The organism is Pseudomonas helleri (assembly GCF_045830615.1).
Lineage (GTDB): Bacteria > Pseudomonadota > Gammaproteobacteria > Pseudomonadales > Pseudomonadaceae > Aquipseudomonas > Aquipseudomonas helleri.
This window is the reverse complement of record NZ_CP174501.1, coordinates 3,904,927-3,922,079: the sequence shown is the minus strand read 5'-3', so window position 1 is coordinate 3,922,079 and position 17,153 is coordinate 3,904,927. Positions and strand designations below refer to the sequence as shown.

Genomic DNA, 17,153 nt, shown 5'->3' with positions numbered 1-17,153 from the left:
GCTCTGTTGTTCTACTTGTCAGCCATTGATCTGGCCAGAGAAAAGGATCTGAACGTGATTGGACGCTTGCGTGGCACTCTGGCTGAAAAACAGCCGCCGCACTTGATTCTCGATGTAAACGGCTTGGGCTATGAGGTCGAAGTACCCATGACCACGCTGTATCGTTTGCCTTCAATTGGTGAGCCGCTGACCCTGCACACGCACTTGGTGGTTCGCGAAGATGCGCAGTTGCTCTATGGTTTCAGTGGTAAGCGTGAGCGTGACTTCTTTCGTGAGCTGATCCGCCTGAATGGCGTCGGCCCCAAGCTCGCGCTGGCCTTGATGTCCAGTTTGGAGGTTGATGAGCTGGTGCGTTGCGTGCAGGCTCAGGACACCTCGGCCTTAACCAAGGTGCCGGGGGTCGGCAAAAAAACAGCCGAACGGTTACTGGTTGAACTCAAGGATCGCTTTAAGGCCTGGGAGCAAGTGCCGAGCATGTTTGCGTTGGTGCCTAACCAGCCGGATGCGCCGGTGCCGGTGGCCAGTGCCGAGAGCGATGCAGTCAGCGCCTTGATCTCGCTGGGGTATAAACCTCAGGAGGCGAGCAAGGCGGTGTCCGCCATCAAAGACAAAACGTTGAGCAGTGAAGACATGATTCGCCGTGCCCTTAAGGGAATGATTTAAGTGATTGAAGCTGATCGTTTGATAACCGCCTCGAGTGGGCGCGACCGGGAAGACGTGCAGGATCGTGCGATTCGCCCTTTGAGCCTGGGGGATTACATTGGTCAGCCAGCTGTGCGTGAGCAGATGGAGCTGTTTATTCAAGCGGCTCGCGGGCGCGCAGAATCGCTGGACCACACGCTGATCTTTGGCCCGCCCGGTTTGGGCAAAACCACGTTGGCCAACATCATTGCCCAGGAAATGGGCGTGTCGATCAAGAGCACCTCGGGTCCTGTGCTTGAACGACCCGGTGATCTTGCGGCATTGCTGACCAATCTTGAGCCCCACGACGTGCTGTTTATCGATGAAATTCATCGACTGTCGCCGATTGTGGAAGAGGTCTTGTACCCGGCCATGGAAGACTTCCAGCTCGACATCATGATTGGTGAAGGGCCGGCTGCGCGCTCGATCAAACTGGATTTGCCACCCTTTACCCTGGTGGGCGCGACGACCCGTGCCGGGATGCTGACCAACCCATTGCGCGATCGTTTCGGGATTGTTCAGCGGCTAGAGTTCTATAGTACGGATGACCTGGCAACGATCGTCAGCCGTTCGGCCAGCATTTTTGGTTTGCCGCTTGATCCTGAAGGCGCCTATGAAATCGCTCGTCGGGCGCGGGGGACGCCGCGTATTGCCAATCGTCTGCTGCGCCGGGTGCGTGATTTTGCCGAAGTGCGCGCCAAGGGGCACATCACCAAGGCGGTAGCAGACCTGGCGCTCAATCTGCTGGACGTAGATGAGCATGGTTTCGATCATCAGGACCGGCGTTTGCTGCTGACCATGATCGAGAAGTTCGATGGTGGGCCGGTGGGTATCGATAACCTTGCCGCCGCCATCAGCGAAGAGCGTCACACCATTGAGGATGTGCTGGAGCCGTACCTGATTCAGCAGGGCTACATCATGCGTACGCCTCGGGGTCGAGTGGTGACGCGACATGCTTATTTACACTTTGGCTTAAACATTCCGTCACGACTGGGTGAAACCCCCGCTGTGGATGGTTTTTTGAACGCTGTGGATGATTAATCAAGCGATCTGCAACTGATTTTTTTGCGCTTTTTGCTGTCTCAAGGGCTGGCGCTAAAAAACTTGGGTATTAAAGTCTAAGAAGCGTAAAAAACAGTGGTTTGGCGGATTGGCAACCTGAGGAGTAAGCACTAGAGTATGCGCGCGCAAAACAGGCTTGAGCCGTTCGCACATCGCTGTCGCGTTTATTACGAAGACACCGATGCGGGTGGCGTCGTGTATTACGTAAATTATCTTAAGTTTATGGAGCGGGCTCGAACCGAAAGGCTGCGGGAGCTGGGCTTTGCCCAATCCGCGCTGGCAGGCGAGAACCTGTTATTTGTCGTGCATTCCAGCGAGGCGCGTTACCACGCACCGGCGCGACTGGACGACGAACTGTTGATAAGCGCTCAAGTAACAGAACTCAACCGTGCCAGCCTGCGTTTCAAGCAGCAGGTCTGGCGGGCTGCGGATACAACCTTGCTCTGTGAAGGGCAGTTTTTGGTGGCCTGTGTGCGCGCCGATAGTTTTAAACCCCGGGCCATTCCCGAAGCTTTACGTACGGCCTTTGCCGACGTAAGCGGCGCGGGTAAACATTTAGAGCAGGAGATAAAGCGTGGAAGCTAACGTCGTCGACCATTCCTCCATGTGGAGTTTGGTCAGCAATGCCAGCATTGTGGTGCAGTTGGTAATGTTGACCTTGCTGGCTGCATCGGTTACCTCGTGGATTATGATTTTTCAGCGCAGCACCATGCTGCGTGCCGGTCGACGTGCCCTGGACAGCTTTGAGGAGCGTTTCTGGTCGGGCATCGATTTGTCAAAACTGTATCGTCAGGCGGGCAGCAACCCGGACCCTGATTCTGGCGTTGAACAAATCTTCCGCGCCGGTTTCAAAGAGTTCTCGCGCTTGCGTCAACAGCCGGGCGTTGACCCGGAAGCCGTCATGGAAGGCGTTGCGCGTGCCATGCGTGTAGCGATTTCGCGCGAAGAAGAAAAACTGGAGCAAAGCCTGCCATTCCTGGCAACCGTTGGTTCGGTCAGCCCGTACATCGGTCTGTTCGGTACCGTGTGGGGCATCATGAACTCCTTCCGTGGTCTGGCGACGGCTCAGCAAGCCACCTTGGCAACCGTTGCACCGGGTATTGCTGAAGCATTGGTTGCAACCGCGATTGGTCTGTTTGCTGCTATCCCGGCTGTTATTGCTTACAACCGCTTTGCTGCACGTAGCGAAACGCTGATCAGCCGCTACTACACCTTCGCCGATGAATTCCAGGCGATCCTGCACCGTAAAGTGCACACCAGCGAAGAATAAGCAGGTAATTCCCAATGGCTTTAATCGCTCGAGCTCGCAAGAAGCGCAAGCCGGTTGCCGAAATGAACGTAGTGCCATACATCGACGTGATGCTGGTGCTGCTGGTGATTTTCATGGTGACCGCACCGATGCTCAACCAGGGTGTGAAAGTTGATTTGCCCAAGGTCTCCAGCGAGGCCTTGCCGCAAGACAACAACACTCAGGTTCTGACAATTTCGATCAAGGCTGACAAGACCTATTACTGGAACCTTGGCAGTGAAGTTGACACCGATAAACAAATGGACAAGGCGATGACCTTGCCTCAGATGACTGACGCGGTGACCAAGATCATTCGCGCGGGCAACGAGGGCGGCAAGCAGACCCAAGTCTTTATTCGCGGTGACAAAACCGTGGATTACGGCGCTGTAATGGGTGCCATGGGTGGCCTGCAAAAAGCTGGGGTCGGTAACGTTGGCTTGATTACCGAGGCTCCCTGATGCGCGACCAGCGGGAGCCGTCCGCCTCTGAAAATTATTTTTGGCCTACCGTCTGGGCTGTAGGGCTGCACGTCCTGATTTTCGGCATGCTGTTCGCCAGCTTTGCCATGACGCCAGAATTGCCGCCCGCAAAACCCATTGTTCAAGCTACTTTGTATCAACTGAAGTCAAAAAGTCAGGCGACGACTCAAACCAATCAGAAGATTGCGGGTGAGGCAAAAAAATCGGCTGCGCGTCAGACTGAAGTCGAGCAGATGGAACAGAAGAAGGTTGAGCAGGAAGCTGTAAAAGCCGCGGAACAAAAGAAACAAGAGGTTGCCGAGAAGGCAGCTGAAGCGAAGAAAGCAGACGAAGCCAAAAAAGCGGACGAGGCGAAGAAGGCGGACGAGGCTAAAAAAGCCGACGAAGCCAAGAAGGCTGATGACGCCAAGAAAGCCGACGATGCCAAAAAGGCCGCGGACGCTAAAAAGGCTGAAGAGAAAAAGCTGGCTGATATCGCTAAAAAGAAAGCAGACGACGAGGCTAAAAAAGCCGCTGAAGAAGAGGCCAAGAAACAGGCCGCTGAAGACGCGAAGAAGAAAGCCGCTGAGGATGCCAAGAAAAAGGCCGCTGAGGACGCCAAGAAAAAGGCCGCTGAGGACGCCAAGAAAAAGGCTGCCGCAGACGACGCGAAGAAGAAAGCTGCTGAAGATGCCAAGAAGAAAGCCACTGCTGAAGCGGCCAAGAAAAAGGCTGTAGAAGCAGCGCGTAAATCTGCCGAAGAGAAAAAGGCCCAGGCCTTGGCGGATTTGCTTTCTGATACGCCGCAACGCCAGCAAGCGTTGGCAGACGAGCAGGGTGATGAGGTCGCCGGTAACTTTGATGATCTGATTCGCTCTCGTGCTGCAGAAGGTTGGGCACGTCCACCTTCGGCCCGTAAGAACATGAAGGTTGTGCTGCAAATTGGCATGTTGCCAGATGGCACGGTAACGTCAGTGACGGTTGCCAAGTCCAGTGGTGATGGTCCGTTTGACAGTTCGGCTGTGGCAGCGGTCAAAAACATTGGCCGTTTAACGGAAATGCAAGGCTTGAAGCCTAGCGATTTTAATCCTTACCGATCATTCAAGATGACATTCACACCTGAGGATCTAGCCTTGTGATTAAATTTTTTCGAGGACTGCTCGTCATCGTCTGCTGCATGGCAGGGATGGCTGTAGCGGAAGAAAAGAACATCCTGGTTACCAGCGGTAGCGACCGGGCAACACCTATTGCAGTCGTGCCGTTCGGCTGGCAGGGCGGTACCGTCCTGCCTGACGACATCGCTGAAATTGTGGGTAACGACCTGCGTAACTCGGGTTACTACTCACCGATTCCAAAGCAGAACATGATCAGCCAGCCGACCCAGGCCAGCGAAGTCATCTTCCGTGACTGGAAGGCGCTGGGTGCGCAGTACGTGATGGTCGGCAATATCGTGCCAGCGGGCGGTCGCCTGCAGGTGCAATATGCCTTGTTCAACGTGTCGACCGAGCAACCGGTGTTGACCGGCAGCGTGTCGGGCACCACTGAGCAACTGCGCGACATGGCGCACTACATTTCTGACCAGTCGTTTGAAAAACTGACCGGCATCAGAGGTGCATTTTCGACCCGTCTGCTCTACGTGACGGCCGAGCGTGCCAGTGTCAACAACACCCGCTACACCCTGCAGCGCTCCGACTACGATGGCGCGCGTGCGGTGACCCTGCTGCAATCGCGCGAGCCGATCCTGTCGCCACGCTTTGCACCGGATGGCAAGCGCATCGCTTACGTATCGTTCGAGCAGAAGCGTCCGCGCATCTTCGTTCAGAACATCGATACCGGCCATCGTGAGCAAGTCACCAACTTTGAAGGCCTGAACGGTGCGCCAGCCTGGTCGCCGGATGGTTCGAAGCTGGCGTTTGTACTGTCTAAAGACGGCAACCCGGACATCTACGTGATGAACATGGCCTCGCGCCAGATCACCCGCGTGACCAACGGTCCTGGCATCAACACCGAGCCGTTCTGGGGCAAGGATGGTTCGACCATCTACTTCACGTCTGACCGTGGCGGCAAGCCACAAGTCTACAAAACCACGATCGGTAGTGGTGCAGCGCAGCGCGTGACCTTTATCGGTAACTACAACGCCAACCCTAAGCTGTCGGCGGATGAAAAGACCTTGGTCATGATTCACCGTCAGGACGGATTTACCAATTTCCGTGTTGCAGCTCAAGATTTGGAAAGAGGAAGTGTAAAAATCCTCACAGATACTAACCTTGATGAGTCAGCTACTGTTGCGCCCAACGGCACCATGGTAATCTACGCCACCCGCCAGCAGGGCCGGGGAGTCTTGATGCTCGTGTCTATCAATGGACGCGTAAGGCTCCCTCTTCCTACCGCTCAAGGCGAAGTCAGAGAACCTTCCTGGTCCCCTTACCTGAACTGACGTGGTGATAGATTCAAGTTGCACATAACACTTGGGGTTCATTAGGAGTTTTACGATGGAAATGCTGAAGTTTGGTAAATTCGCTGCGCTGGCACTGGCCATGGCTGTAGCTGTAGGTTGCTCGTCCAAAGGCGGCGACAATGCCGGTGAAGGCGCTGCTGTTGATCCAAACGCTGGTTACGGCGCAAACACAGGCGCTGTTGATGGCTCCCTGAGCGAAGAAGCTGCTCTGCGTGCCATTACTGTTTTCTACTTCGAATATGATTCTTCGGACCTGAAACCAGAAGCAATGCGCGCTCTGGACGTTCACGCTAAAGACCTGAAAGCTAGCGGCGCTCGCGTCGTTCTGGAAGGTAACACTGACGCCCGTGGTACTCGTGAGTACAACATGGCACTGGGCGAGCGTCGTGCGAAAGCCGTTCAACGCTACCTGGTACTGCAAGGTGTTTCTCCAGCACAACTGGAGCTGGTGTCCTACGGTAAAGAGCGTCCAGTTGCTACTGGCAACGACGAACAGTCGTGGGCTCAGAACCGTCGCGTCGAACTGCGTAAGTAATTCGTCATGCGAACGTGCCGCCGTGCTGTAACTATTCTGACTCTCAGCCTCATGCCGCTAGCGGCATGGGCTGCGGTTCCTGTGGTCGATGACAACTCTGGCAATAGCGGGGGGAGTTATCCATCACCGGGTTATGGTGCGAGCGGCGCCTATGCCGGGGGAGGGGTTTCGACCCCTGTCTCGGCACAGGGCGAGCTGTTCAACCAACTGCAGCAAATGCAGGATCAGATCTCACGCCAACAGGGTGTGATCGAAGTTTTGCAAAATGATATTTCACGCATGAAGCAAGAAAGCCTGGAGCGATACCAGGAACTTGATCGGCGTATTGGTACGGGCGCTCCTGCAGCTACCGCACCTGATAATTCTGCTGCCGGTGGTGCTGCTGCCGCCGGTAATACTGCAGCGCCTGCACCTCAGGCTGCTGCTAGCTCGGAACCGGGTGATCCAGCGAAAGAAAAGCTCTACTACGATGCTGCTTTCGACTTGATCAAAGCCAAGGATTTCGACAAAGCCAGCCAGGCCTTTGCGGCCTTTCTGCGCAAATACCCAAACAGCCAATACGCGGGCAATGCCCAGTACTGGTTGGGTGAAGTGAGCTTGGCCAAAGGCGACCTGCAAGGTGCTGGTCAGGCCTTCGCCAAAGTGAGCCAGCTATATCCCAAGCACGCCAAAGTGCCGGATTCGCTCTACAAGCTGGCTGACGTAGAGCGCCGTCTGGGCCATACCGACAAAGTAAAAGGTATCTTGCAACAGGTTGTTGCACAGTACCCTGGCACGTCGGCGGCACAGTTGGCCCAGCGCGATTTGCAGCGCATGTAAGCCATACGAAGCTTTCATCGAGAAACCCGCGCTTGTCGCGGGTTTTTTCGTTAGAATCCACGCCCTTTTATGAAATACGCTCTTCTGAGTCCTGCGAGTGCAGATTCTTTAGAGTGCCTGACGGAGGCGGACAGCCTGTTTAGCTGTTACGCCCGTGGCGGATATGCAAGACACATTGAGAATTACCGAAGTTTTTTACTCTTTGCAGGGTGAAACGCGAACGGCTGGCCTGCCCACCGTTTTTGTACGTCTGACGGGCTGCCCTTTGCGCTGCCAGTATTGCGACAGTGCCTACGCCTTCAGTGGCGGCACTGTGCGCCCCCTCGACAGCATTCTTGAGCAAGTGGCCGATTTTCGTCCGCGCTACGTGTGCGTGACGGGTGGCGAGCCCTTGGCGCAGCCTAATGCCATTCCATTGCTTAAACAGCTTTGCGACGCGGGTTACGACGTCTCTATCGAGACCAGTGGTGCGCTGGATATTTCGGCTGTCGACCCACGCGTCAGTCGTGTGCTCGATCTGAAAACACCAGGCTCCAAAGAGTCCCATCGCAACCTCTACGAAAACATCGCGTTGTTGACGCCGCATGACCAGGTCAAGTTCGTGATCTGCTCGCGCGAGGACTACGACTGGGCAGTGTCCAAGCTGATTGAATACGGCTTGGAGCGACGCGCCGGTGAAGTGCTGTTTTCGCCGAGCCATCACGATCTGGCGGCCCGTGACCTGGCCGACTGGATTGTCGCGGACAACTTGCCTGTACGTTTGCAAATGCAACTGCACAAATATCTTTGGAATGACGAGCCGGGGCGCTGAAATGACTGAACACACTGCTGTCACTGAAAAAAGAGCGGTAATTTTGCTATCCGGCGGCCTCGACTCGGCCACCGTGGTGGCCATGGCTCGCGCTGAAGGTTATCGCTGCTACACCATGAGCTTTGATTACGGCCAGCGCCATCGCGCCGAGCTCGACGCTGCAGCACGTGTTGCTCGCGACCTGGGCGCGGTTGAGCACAAAGTCATTGGCTTGAACCTGGACGGTATTGGCGGCTCAGCCCTGACCGACAGCTCCATTGATGTACCCGAAGCACCCAGCGAAGGCATCCCGGTAACCTACGTGCCGGCTCGTAACACCGTATTCCTGTCATTGGCCTTGGGTTGGGCAGAAGTGCTGCAAGCGCGGGATATCTTCATTGGTGTTAATGCCGTGGACTATTCCGGCTACCCGGATTGCCGTCCGGAGTTCGTAGAAGCCTTCGAAGCCATGGCCAACCTGGCGACCAAAGCCGGTGTTGAGGGGCAGGGCTTTCGCATCAAAGCGCCATTACAAAACATGAGCAAGGCGCAGATCGTCCAGGCGGGAATCAAGCTCGGCGTGGATTACTCACTCACCGTGTCCTGCTACCAGGCCGACGCCCAAGGCCAAGCCTGCGGCAAATGCGACAGCTGCCGCCTGCGTGCAGAAGGCTTTCAAGCGGCCGGCGTTTCGGACCCAACACGTTACTTTTGATTTATTTCACATTTATTTTTAACAAGGTGTTGAATTCTCGTTAAAAATCAGTATTATACGCACCACAACGAAGCGGGTCGTTAGCTCAGTTGGTAGAGCAGTTGGCTTTTAACCAATTGGTCGTAGGTTCGAATCCCACACGACCCACCATATGCAACATCAAAACAGCCGGTACGCACCTCAGGGTCTACCGGCTTTTTTGTGCCTGCGATTCAGTGAGACGTGTCCTCTTCGAGTGTGCATTTTGCTGAGATATCGGCGTGGACATGCAGCCGTCTATGGCGAACAGTAGTTTCGCGCCGGGGTGATGTCAATCTGCAGTAGCCCACTGGCGGTGCCATTTGATCAAAATACGAATGTAAGCGCTCCATAAACCCCACATTCAAAGCCGCCATCTGATCCCCGATGCTGTGCTCCCGATTCCTTTCTGGAGCCAGCCCCTCATGATGCGTCCCGACGCAAAAGTCGAAAAAGTCTATCTGCACCCCAAACCCGTCGACTTCCGAAAATCCATCGACGGCCTTGCCGCCCTGGTCGAACTGGACATCGACATCGCGGTGTTTGACCCGGTGCTTTTCGTGTTCCTCAACAAGCCTCGAAACCGAGTGAAGATTTTGTACTGGGAGCGCAACGGCTTCTGCCTTTGGCTAAAGCGGCTGGAGTCCGAGCGCTTCAAAACATAGCCGGATTGTTCGGATGAAGCCATCGTGCTGACGGTTAAAGAACTCAACTGGTTATTGGACGGTTTTGATTTGTGGCGCAACCGTCCGCATCAAGTTTTAACGCCTCGATTCGTCGCCTGATTCGGTATAATCCAGGGCATGATTTCCATGCCCAAAGACCTTCCTGACGACCCTGTTTTGCTCAAGCAACTGCTTGAGCAAATGCTCAGTGAGCGCGAGTCTGATAAGGGCAAGATCGTTCATCTTGAAGAGGAAAACGCGCTGTTGCGTCAGCGCCTTTCGGGCGAAAGTCAGAGCAGACCGCCGATCCCACGACCCCGCAAATGGCCTTGTTCAACGAAGCTGAAAGCGTGGCCGAGTCTGTCGACGAAACGGTTGAAGAAGAGGTCGTCGCTCCGACCAAGCGACGGGGCAAACGCAAGCCTCTGCCCGCTGATCTTCCGCGCATCGAAGTCATTCACGAACTACCCGATCACGAGCTGACCTGCGCCTGCGGTTGCCGTAAACACAGCATTGGCGAGGAAATCAGTGAGCAGCTCGAGATCGTGCCGATGCAAATCCGCGTGATCAAACATGTGCGCAAGGTCTACGCCTGCCGTGGCTGTGAAACCGCGCTGGTCACGGCCGACAAGCCGGCGCAACTGATCGAAAAGAGCATGGCCAGCCCCAGCGTTTTGGCGATGTTGCTACGACCAAATACGTCGATGGCCTGCCACTGCATCGCTTCGAAAAAGTACTCGGTCGCCACGGCGTCAATATTCCACGGCAAACCTTGGCGCGCTGGGTTATCCAGTGCGGCGAACACCTGCAACCCTTGCTCAACTTGATGCGGGATCGACTGCTGGAAAGTCGCGTCATCCACTGCGACGAAACGCGTGTGCAAGTGCTGAAAGAACCTGATCGAGAACCGAGCAGCCAATCCTGGATGTGGGTGCAAACCGGCGGGTCACCGAATCAGCCTGTGATCCTTTTTGACTACTCAACCAGCCGGGCGCAGGAGGTTCCGTCGCGCCTGCTCGAAGGTTATCGCGGCTACCTGATGACCGATGATTACGCTGGTTATAACGCCTTGGGCGCGCAATCGGGTGTCAAACGTTTAGGCTGTTGGGCTCATGCGCGACGCAAGTTTGTCGAGGCGCAAAAGGTGCAGCCGAAAGGCAAAACCGGGCGTGCCGATATCGCCCTGAATCTGATTAACAAGCTGTACGGTATCGAGCGAGATTTAAAAGAAGTCGGCGATGAACATCGTCACGAATGCCGACAGCAAAACAGCCTGCCGGTGTTGGCGCAGTTGCAAACATGGCTGGAAAAAACCCAGCCACAAGTGACGGCGCAAAATGCACTGGGTAAAGCCATCAGCTACTTGGCTAGCAACTGGATCAAGCTGGTGCGCTACACCGAAGCCGGTTACTTGCCGATCGACAACAATGCGGCAGAGCGTGCGATCAGGCCCTTCGTTATCGGACGCAAGAACTGGCTGTTCAGCGACACACCCAAAGGCGCGATGGCCAGCGCTCAGCTTTACAGTTTGGTCGAGACGGCTAAAGCCAACGGCCAAGAGCCCTATGCGTGGCTGCGCCACGCACTTGAGCGCCTGCCACAAGCCTCGAGCGTAGAAGACTTCGAGGCCTTGCTGCCATGGAACTGCACGGCGCAAATTCCAAGATAGCCATAGATTCCCACCTTTTAAATGTAGGGTTCATGGATCGCTTACTTAGGAAATAGGTTATCGAGGGTGTTGGATTTTTGTGTGGGTGAGTTTTTTGGTGGATGAGCCGTTATTTAAATAGTCAGAGCAGCTCTAAAGGACAGACAGGAATCGGCCCCAAGTAGAGTTTCGAATATCAATACCTAACGAGGTAGCTCTAGGTCGTTTTATATCTCTCACCACGGCCAAAAAACGACCCAAGCTGACGTTGGCGATTTTCAGAAGTAGGCCGATTCGTGACTATTTCAGGGGGGGCAATTAGGTATCTCCGTAACTGTCTAGCTAAGTCCCTTTCCTGCCTTTTTAATTAAGAGGTCTGGTGGTCACGTTTTTTAAGAGACATCGTCATCCTTAAAGTTGATATGGGTAGACGTAATAGCAAGGCGGTTCAGGTTTCGGGGTTGAATTTGCAGCTAAAATTTAAATGAGTAAGACGTAATCAAACGATTTTCGCTATAGCGCTGGGGTGCAGCTTTGCTTGTGGAGTAATTAGTATCTTGGCCGATATGTCTCCACTCAAGCGTCAAATTTTTTAAGCTTCCACTTTGGATTACATATCCAATTGACGTAGTTGCCTCCCACTCAGAACCTTTTTCATCGGTATTAGCTCTATGAATATTCGACCCTTTGGTTAATCGATTCATGAACTTTAAGCCGGGTATTCCAAGCGTCGCGAAATCATAGTCATAACGGATTTGCCAAGATGTTTCACCGCGTTTAGCAAAGGCAGTCGGTGACCAGTTTACAAGAAATGGGGCCGCCGCATATCCGTTAAGCAGAGGGAAGCCAGTTTCACCTAGCATTCGCTGATAGCCAATACCAATGGAGTGGCCACTTTTTTTCAAGCTAGACATCATGCCGTAATAATGGTTGTCTACGTTTCCATTAAGCGCCTTGCCGTCATCTTCACTATTATAATAACGAAGATCAGTCTTAAGGGTGAAGCCTTCCCCAATGTTGTTATTTAAAGCTAAGCCGAAGTAATGCTGTTGGTATATGTTTTTCAGTTGGCCGTAAAAGTATGTTCCTGAAAGCCAAGGAGTTAAAGTGTAGGTTCCTCCTGCAAATAAAAGTCCATTGGAGTCCTCTTTAGAGTTGGAGCCGCTGAGTCTGATGGACTCGCGATTGGAGGAATTTCGCCCAACTATTGTTTTGTATTTGCCGATAGTTAAGTTCAGCTTCTGAAGTTCCTTGTTCTCAATCTGCCAGCCTTGGAAAGTTGTTGTCAACTGACGAGAGTCATCAATAGATGCGACAGGAAGTATTGGTCGGAACTCACCAATTTTAAACTCCGTTTCTGAAATTTTTGATTTGAGTGTAGGGGCTGCGTGTCCATAATCGCTGGCCTGTTGTTTCTTACTTTCACTGTAAGGGATGATGGTGTCAGGCCCGCGCCCACCTCCGCCGTCTAAGCGTATTGCGTATTGAGCACTGAGGTCTAATCCGAACTTAACCGGCCCTTCAGTATATCCAGATTTAAACTGTAAATCAGCGCCTTGCGTCCAACTTCCCGTTCTGGATATTGGCGCTTCGTTTTGTTTATAATCACGATCAATATAGGCATTTCGAAAAGCTAAAAGGGTATTCGATTCAGTAATTACGTCAGCTGTGGTCAGTGCTGAATACGCAAGGGTTGTGCAGGTCAAAATCACTGATCCGAATTTAGTTTGTTGGTTCATCTCGTACCTATTATTTTTATTTGGCACATCAATGCCTGCACGGCGCTTTCCATGCAGATGTTTCTAGTGTCGAAGAGGTTGTTTAGACGCAGCGAGTCTGTTTGGATTTTACTTGTGAAAGAGCAATGGCACCAATGATAGGGCCGATGGATAAGGTTATAAATGCTGCATTGAAAGATTGAGTGGCCTGGAAGACTGCACCAACCGCAATTGGGACGATTGCACTACCCAGCTGCCAAATAGCCGCAGTCACACCGGTTGCAGTACCTGCACGAGCCGGCCCTGATACCTCCGCAACCATAACTCCAAGCAGCGGACTATAAACAAATGCCCCAAGTCCTAGTATTGGTGCGGCAAGTAAGAACGCTGTGCGGCCATGAAGATTTCCGAATATTAGAAGCATTATTGCGAACAGTATCAGGCCGCCCATTGCTATTAGGCGTGGGTTGCCACACCAGTCCGATACATATCCGAAAAGAGGCTTGCCAACTATCGCTGCAATACCGGCCAAAGAAACAATGAAGCCGGCCTCTGTAGGGGTAAACGCTTCTTTCTTAATAAGAAGTGTACTCGACCAGAACGCAAATCCCCATGTACCCCAGAACCCTCCGTACCCTGCCAGAGTCAGAAGTAACATATTTCTGTCACGAAGTAGCGGTTTAAACTCTGCCCAGGTTGCCCGTTTAGGGGGGATCACCCCAGCATCTGGAGATTCACGGATGAGTACAAGACTGAATATACCAACTACGAGAGTTAATACTCCAAGTAAGTGATACACGTTGCGCCATCCAATAGCGCCAGCGAGGGTAGGTACCACTAGGTTGGTGATAGCAACTGCTAACGAGGAGGCGATCATAAACAGGCCGATAGCGCGACCACGCTGAGACTTATCGAACCAAGATACTATTAATTTTATGCAGCAGGCATAATCGGCGCCTGCAGCTAGCCCCATCAAAAACATGATGGCCAACCCTTGAGTCAAACTTTGGGTAAAGCCAAAGATGGCCGTCAACACCGCCAAAGCATTGACAGATATCACTAGTGTAGTCTTAGCTCCAATTTTATCACTTAATATGCCGCCTAGAGCATTGAACAGCACATAGCCGATATAAAATGAAGTTGTAAATATACCCAGCGCCGACAACGGCAAATCAATCGTACTGCTGACCATCAGAGAAAGGTTTGACCAAGCAAGTCGGTCAACAAAACTCATGAAGAATGTCATGGTGCAGATCGTGAGGATGATCCACCGATATTTAGTAGTGTTAACTAATTGCGTGTTAGCAGAAACAGGAGGCTTAATCATTATTATTTTCCGTTGTAATGGCGCTCAATTCAATTGAGCGCCGGATACTTACATGTCTGTGCCCAGATACGCGCCGTCTTTTACAAGAATTTCCTGTAGTTCAGAAACAATGATTTCGCGAGGTAGTTTCATTTGCTTAACACACATTGCCGCAGCAGTTCCCGCTGCCTGCCCCATTACAAAACATGCTCCTGTAACTCGAGCGGCTGATTGAGCGCCATGATCCATTGAGGCACATCTTCCAACGACAAAAAGGTTCTCAAGCGTGCTAGCGATGAGCATCCTATAAGGCAGTTGGTTGAAACCGCGAACATTTGGAATATCTGGCCAGCGAAACTCGATGTCTCCCAAAACATGGTCTTCTACAGGCCATCCGTTTACACCTATGGTGTCCTCGAAGCTAGCGCATGTAAGCACGTCCGCTTCAGTCAGTACGTAATCTCCTTCGATTCTGCGAGTCTCGCGTATCCCAATCTGAGGGGGAATATCTACGATATAGCTGTTTTTAAATTCAGGAATAGCATCACGCATCATTGCAAACGATTTTTGTATTTGGCGGCGTCCTTCAATTTCACCAAAACTCAATTGATCTGCATTAACACCATTCACGGCGGTTCCGTCTGGATTGGCGACCTGCGTAAGGTTAACTCGCCATTCCAAGCTATGATTTTGAGGACGAATAATAGGTGTTTTACGTGGAAATTTTTGCCCTGAACGCTTTTCTTCAACAGCCATTAATGCTGGGAACTTATCCCAGCCACGATTTTGAGCAAGCTCCACGGGCACGTCGTTCAGGCGGAACATGGTGGATGGATACATCATCGCATTAGGGCCGCCATCCACAAGAGAGTTAGCGCCTGCCCAGTAAGCCATATCGCCATCACCAGATCCGTCAACGAAAATTTTTCCGCGAATCCCCTTCCGACCTGATTTTGTCTCTACCAGGAGCACTTCTACGCTAGAAGCGCTGCTCTTGATCACTCCTGCGGCCAACGCATGGAAGAGAATCTTGACACCGTGTTCCGTAAGCAAGGCGTCCGCTGCGATTTTGTAGGCGGCGGTATCATAGGCTTGTGCATTGATTTTCCCGAAGACGGTGTGAGGCTCTTTTAACCCTCCGATATCATCGATACGTTTTAAAAGCTGATCGGCGATCCCATGCACTACCTGATCTATGCTGCCAAATCGGTTTGCAAAAAGACCACAGAAGTTTGTTACGCCTGCTGCGGTGCCCATCCCCCCTAAAAATCCGTATCTTTCGATAAGCAGAGTTGATGCACCTGATTGGGCCGCAGCCGCTGCGGCGGCGATCCCAGCCGGACCGCCGCCCAGCACCACCACGTCGTAGTCACCATAAAGCTCAATATCACGGGCAGGTTCACGAATCAGTTCGAGGTTCATAGGGTTCTCCTGTTTTTTTTTTAAATTTAAGTCATTGTGGTTTTCAATAGAATCCCGTCAAATGCGCGAACAGCATTCGCGAATCGAGAAAGGTGAAATGGATACGCTTACGAATTTGAAGACATTTCTTCAAGTGGCTGAAAGCGCGGGTTTTTCAGCTGCTGGTAGAAAAATGGAGCTTGCGACATCGGTAATAACAAAGCGTATCGACCAACTTGAAATGATGATTGGTGCTCAGCTTTTCACGAGGAGCACCCGCTCTCTAGTGTTAACCGATGCAGGTCAGAACTGGCTTGGCCGAGTAAGGGCACTGGTTGCAGACGTAGATGACGTACTAGGGGCTGTTGGGCCTAACGAAGACAAGTTGCAGGGCCCCTTGAGGGTTAAGTTGCCTACCACTCTAACGATGCTCTACTTTGGTGACATCATTGCCAAGTTTCAGCAGAACCATCCCTCTACTACTTTAGAAGTTATCTTGACCGATCGAGCGCTGAATCCATTAGACGAAGGATTTGATATCGCTGTCGCGGCGTTTGGTACTAGTTATAGTGGTGTTACCGATATACCGCTTTGTCCGCTTCGTCGCGTGCTGTGTGCCGCGCCTGAGTATGTAGCCAGAAGTCCAGAGTGTGTGCACCCAAGAGATCTCCAGAGTCATGCTATTTTGAGCTTTCAACCGACAGGAAACATATGGGCGTTTGAGGGTGTGGAGGGGCCAGTCCAAGTCAGTATTTTGCCAAGATTAAGTGCTAACGAAGGTCAAGTACTGTTAGCAAGCGCACTGGCTGGTAATGGGATCGCTTTGCTTTCAGAATACTTAGCATTACCAGCCCTTCAATCAGGAGAGCTAGTCCCTGTGATGGGGGGTTATAAACCTGTCGAGATATGGCTGAAAGCGTTGGTTCCAACGACAAGACTTCATGTCAGTCGGGTAATTAGATTGTTAGATGTTTTTAGAGAAGAATTCGCTATCGATCCACCGTGGCTTAGAGGTAGCAAGAAGTTGGCGGATATTTCGATTGCAAGTGGGTAAAGGGCAACTAAGCTTCAGCAGTTTTTGCGTGTGTCAGCTGTCTGACAAATAGTACGCTCTAATTGGCGATAAATAAGGTGGTCCAGCCGAGAGTTTTGGCAGCCATATAGTTGATTATATCTGAAGGTATGAGTGGATTGAACTCGTAATAAATCAGGCGGCCATCGATGCTTGAACACCAGATCTTCTTCAGTAGCTGCCTACCGCGAAGAGCATTCTAGGTCGAAAGCAGTCCTCCTTTTCGGTAGATGCCCCTCGATTATCGCGTGACCCAGCGCCAATACAAACCCCGAGATGGAGAGCAGCAGCACGCGACGGTTAGACATCAGTAAAACAACGCAAAGGAGAGTGTCGAGCAACCGATTCTGGCCGTGAACGCCCAGAAAGGTTCTCTGACCTTCCTGCTGCTGTTGGGCTTTCTCGACGATGTCAGCCATGGTTTAACGCCCTCAGGCTTGATCGCTGGGTTTTTCGTGGGTGATGTGTCGAAATTCTATATAGCTATCAGCGATAAAAATGAGTAGCAAAGCTGTCAAA

17 protein-coding genes, 1 tRNA gene and 1 pseudogene are annotated in these 17,153 nt (G+C 52.4%); 15 read left to right on the top strand and 4 right to left on the bottom strand.

Going from position 1 to position 17,153, the window contains the following annotated elements:
• The first annotated feature begins 54 nt into the window (after positions 1-54).
• The 14 genes and pseudogenes from ruvA (at position 55) to tnpC (ending at position 11,158) form a co-directional block, all read left to right on the top strand.
• Positions 55-663 (top strand): Holliday junction branch migration protein RuvA, encoded by a 609-nt coding sequence (gene ruvA, locus ACJJU9_RS17655; RefSeq protein ID WP_048370816.1) that lies wholly within the window; start codon positions 55-57, stop codon positions 661-663.
• On the top strand, positions 664-1,722 hold the full coding sequence (ruvB, locus tag ACJJU9_RS17650) for a Holliday junction branch migration DNA helicase RuvB (RefSeq protein ID WP_048370557.1): 1,059 nt from the start codon (positions 664-666) through the stop codon (positions 1,720-1,722).
• 138 nt (positions 1,723-1,860) lie between these two features.
• A complete protein-coding gene (gene ybgC, locus ACJJU9_RS17645) occupies positions 1,861-2,328 on the top strand; it encodes a tol-pal system-associated acyl-CoA thioesterase (RefSeq protein ID WP_048370554.1) in 468 nt (155 codons plus the stop codon).
• Positions 2,318-3,013, top strand: coding sequence for a protein TolQ (tolQ, locus tag ACJJU9_RS17640; protein WP_048370552.1), 696 nt, complete (start codon positions 2,318-2,320; stop codon positions 3,011-3,013). Before ybgC ends, tolQ begins: the two co-directional genes overlap by 11 nt.
• Positions 3,014-3,036: 23 nt before the next feature.
• Entirely contained in the window at positions 3,037-3,489 is a 453-nt protein-coding gene (gene tolR, locus ACJJU9_RS17635; RefSeq protein WP_162207691.1) for a protein TolR, read from the top strand.
• Entirely contained in the window at positions 3,489-4,628 is a 1,140-nt protein-coding gene (gene tolA / locus ACJJU9_RS17630; protein ID WP_407729123.1) for a cell envelope integrity protein TolA, read from the top strand. Before tolR ends, tolA begins: the two co-directional genes overlap by 1 nt.
• Before the next feature lie 38 nt (positions 4,629-4,666).
• Positions 4,667-5,926, top strand: a complete 1,260-nt coding sequence (gene tolB, locus ACJJU9_RS17625) for a Tol-Pal system beta propeller repeat protein TolB (RefSeq protein WP_194286902.1) — start codon at positions 4,667-4,669, stop codon at positions 5,924-5,926.
• A gap of 55 nt (positions 5,927-5,981) precedes the next feature.
• Positions 5,982-6,482 carry a peptidoglycan-associated lipoprotein Pal gene (pal, locus tag ACJJU9_RS17620; protein WP_048370547.1) on the top strand — a complete coding sequence of 167 codons (501 nt, stop codon included), beginning with the start codon at positions 5,982-5,984 and terminating at the stop codon, positions 6,480-6,482.
• 6 nt (positions 6,483-6,488) lie between these two features.
• The gene (ybgF, locus tag ACJJU9_RS17615; RefSeq protein ID WP_407729122.1) at positions 6,489-7,301 is read left to right on the top strand and encodes a tol-pal system protein YbgF; all 813 of its coding nucleotides are present in this window, start codon (positions 6,489-6,491) and stop codon (positions 7,299-7,301) included.
• Between the two features lie 163 nt (positions 7,302-7,464).
• Entirely contained in the window at positions 7,465-8,112 is a 648-nt protein-coding gene (queE, locus tag ACJJU9_RS17610; RefSeq protein WP_407729121.1) for a 7-carboxy-7-deazaguanine synthase QueE, read from the top strand.
• A gap of 1 nt (position 8,113) precedes the next feature.
• Positions 8,114-8,806 carry a 7-cyano-7-deazaguanine synthase QueC gene (gene queC / locus ACJJU9_RS17605; RefSeq protein ID WP_178109977.1) on the top strand — a complete coding sequence of 231 codons (693 nt, stop codon included), beginning with the start codon at positions 8,114-8,116 and terminating at the stop codon, positions 8,804-8,806.
• A gap of 74 nt (positions 8,807-8,880) precedes the next feature.
• Positions 8,881-8,956: transfer RNA gene (locus tag ACJJU9_RS17600), tRNA-Lys, on the top strand.
• A 293-nt stretch (positions 8,957-9,249) separates the two neighbouring features.
• On the top strand, positions 9,250-9,489 hold the full coding sequence (gene tnpB, locus ACJJU9_RS17595; protein WP_407729120.1) for an IS66 family insertion sequence element accessory protein TnpB: 240 nt from the start codon (positions 9,250-9,252) through the stop codon (positions 9,487-9,489).
• Positions 9,490-9,627: 138 nt separating this feature from the next.
• Positions 9,628-11,158: pseudogene (gene tnpC, locus ACJJU9_RS17590) on the top strand (IS66 family transposase).
• 452 nt (positions 11,159-11,610) lie between these two features.
• Here tnpC and ACJJU9_RS17585 read toward each other — a convergent pair.
• The 3 genes from ACJJU9_RS17585 to ACJJU9_RS17575 form a co-directional block, all read right to left on the bottom strand.
• Positions 11,611-12,876, bottom strand: coding sequence for an OprD family outer membrane porin (locus ACJJU9_RS17585; protein WP_407729119.1), 1,266 nt, complete (start codon positions 12,874-12,876; stop codon positions 11,611-11,613).
• 82 nt (positions 12,877-12,958) lie between these two features.
• Complete coding sequence (locus tag ACJJU9_RS17580) at positions 12,959-14,182, bottom strand: nitrate/nitrite transporter (RefSeq protein ID WP_407729118.1); 1,224 nt, start codon at positions 14,180-14,182, stop codon at positions 12,959-12,961.
• A gap of 48 nt (positions 14,183-14,230) precedes the next feature.
• On the bottom strand, positions 14,231-15,583 hold the full coding sequence (locus ACJJU9_RS17575; RefSeq protein WP_407729117.1) for an FAD-dependent oxidoreductase: 1,353 nt from the start codon (positions 15,581-15,583) through the stop codon (positions 14,231-14,233).
• A 61-nt stretch (positions 15,584-15,644) separates the two neighbouring features.
• Between ACJJU9_RS17575 and ACJJU9_RS17570 the strand changes: the two genes are divergently transcribed.
• Positions 15,645-16,616: a LysR family transcriptional regulator gene (locus tag ACJJU9_RS17570; RefSeq protein ID WP_407729116.1), complete on the top strand. Its 972-nt coding sequence runs from the start codon at positions 15,645-15,647 to the stop codon at positions 16,614-16,616.
• Positions 16,617-16,816: 200 nt separating this feature from the next.
• On the opposite strand, the gene ACJJU9_RS17565 is transcribed toward ACJJU9_RS17570, so the two are convergent.
• Positions 16,817-17,053, bottom strand: a complete 237-nt coding sequence (locus tag ACJJU9_RS17565) for a hypothetical protein (protein ID WP_407729115.1) — start codon at positions 17,051-17,053, stop codon at positions 16,817-16,819.
• Positions 17,054-17,153: the final 100 nt, after the last annotated feature.

Coding starts and splice junctions, on each gene's coding strand:
- ybgC (WP_048370554.1), top strand. CDS start 1,861: ATGCGCGCGCAAAACAGGCTTGAGCCGTTCGCACATCGCTGTCGCGTT.
- tnpB (WP_407729120.1), top strand. CDS start 9,250: ATGATGCGTCCCGACGCAAAAGTCGAAAAAGTCTATCTGCACCCCAAA.
- queC (WP_178109977.1), top strand. CDS start 8,114: ATGACTGAACACACTGCTGTCACTGAAAAAAGAGCGGTAATTTTGCTA.
- ACJJU9_RS17570 (WP_407729116.1), top strand. CDS start 15,645: ATGCGCGAACAGCATTCGCGAATCGAGAAAGGTGAAATGGATACGCTT.
- ACJJU9_RS17575 (WP_407729117.1), bottom strand. CDS start 15,583: ATGAACCTCGAACTGATTCGTGAACCTGCCCGTGATATTGAGCTTTAT.
- queE (WP_407729121.1), top strand. CDS start 7,465: ATGCAAGACACATTGAGAATTACCGAAGTTTTTTACTCTTTGCAGGGT.
- ACJJU9_RS17565 (WP_407729115.1), bottom strand. CDS start 17,053: ATGGCTGACATCGTCGAGAAAGCCCAACAGCAGCAGGAAGGTCAGAGA.
- ACJJU9_RS17580 (WP_407729118.1), bottom strand. CDS start 14,182: ATGATTAAGCCTCCTGTTTCTGCTAACACGCAATTAGTTAACACTACT.
- ybgF (WP_407729122.1), top strand. CDS start 6,489: ATGCGAACGTGCCGCCGTGCTGTAACTATTCTGACTCTCAGCCTCATG.
- pal (WP_048370547.1), top strand. CDS start 5,982: ATGGAAATGCTGAAGTTTGGTAAATTCGCTGCGCTGGCACTGGCCATG.
- tolA (WP_407729123.1), top strand. CDS start 3,489: ATGCGCGACCAGCGGGAGCCGTCCGCCTCTGAAAATTATTTTTGGCCT.
- ACJJU9_RS17585 (WP_407729119.1), bottom strand. CDS start 12,876: ATGAACCAACAAACTAAATTCGGATCAGTGATTTTGACCTGCACAACC.
- tolB (WP_194286902.1), top strand. CDS start 4,667: ATGGCAGGGATGGCTGTAGCGGAAGAAAAGAACATCCTGGTTACCAGC.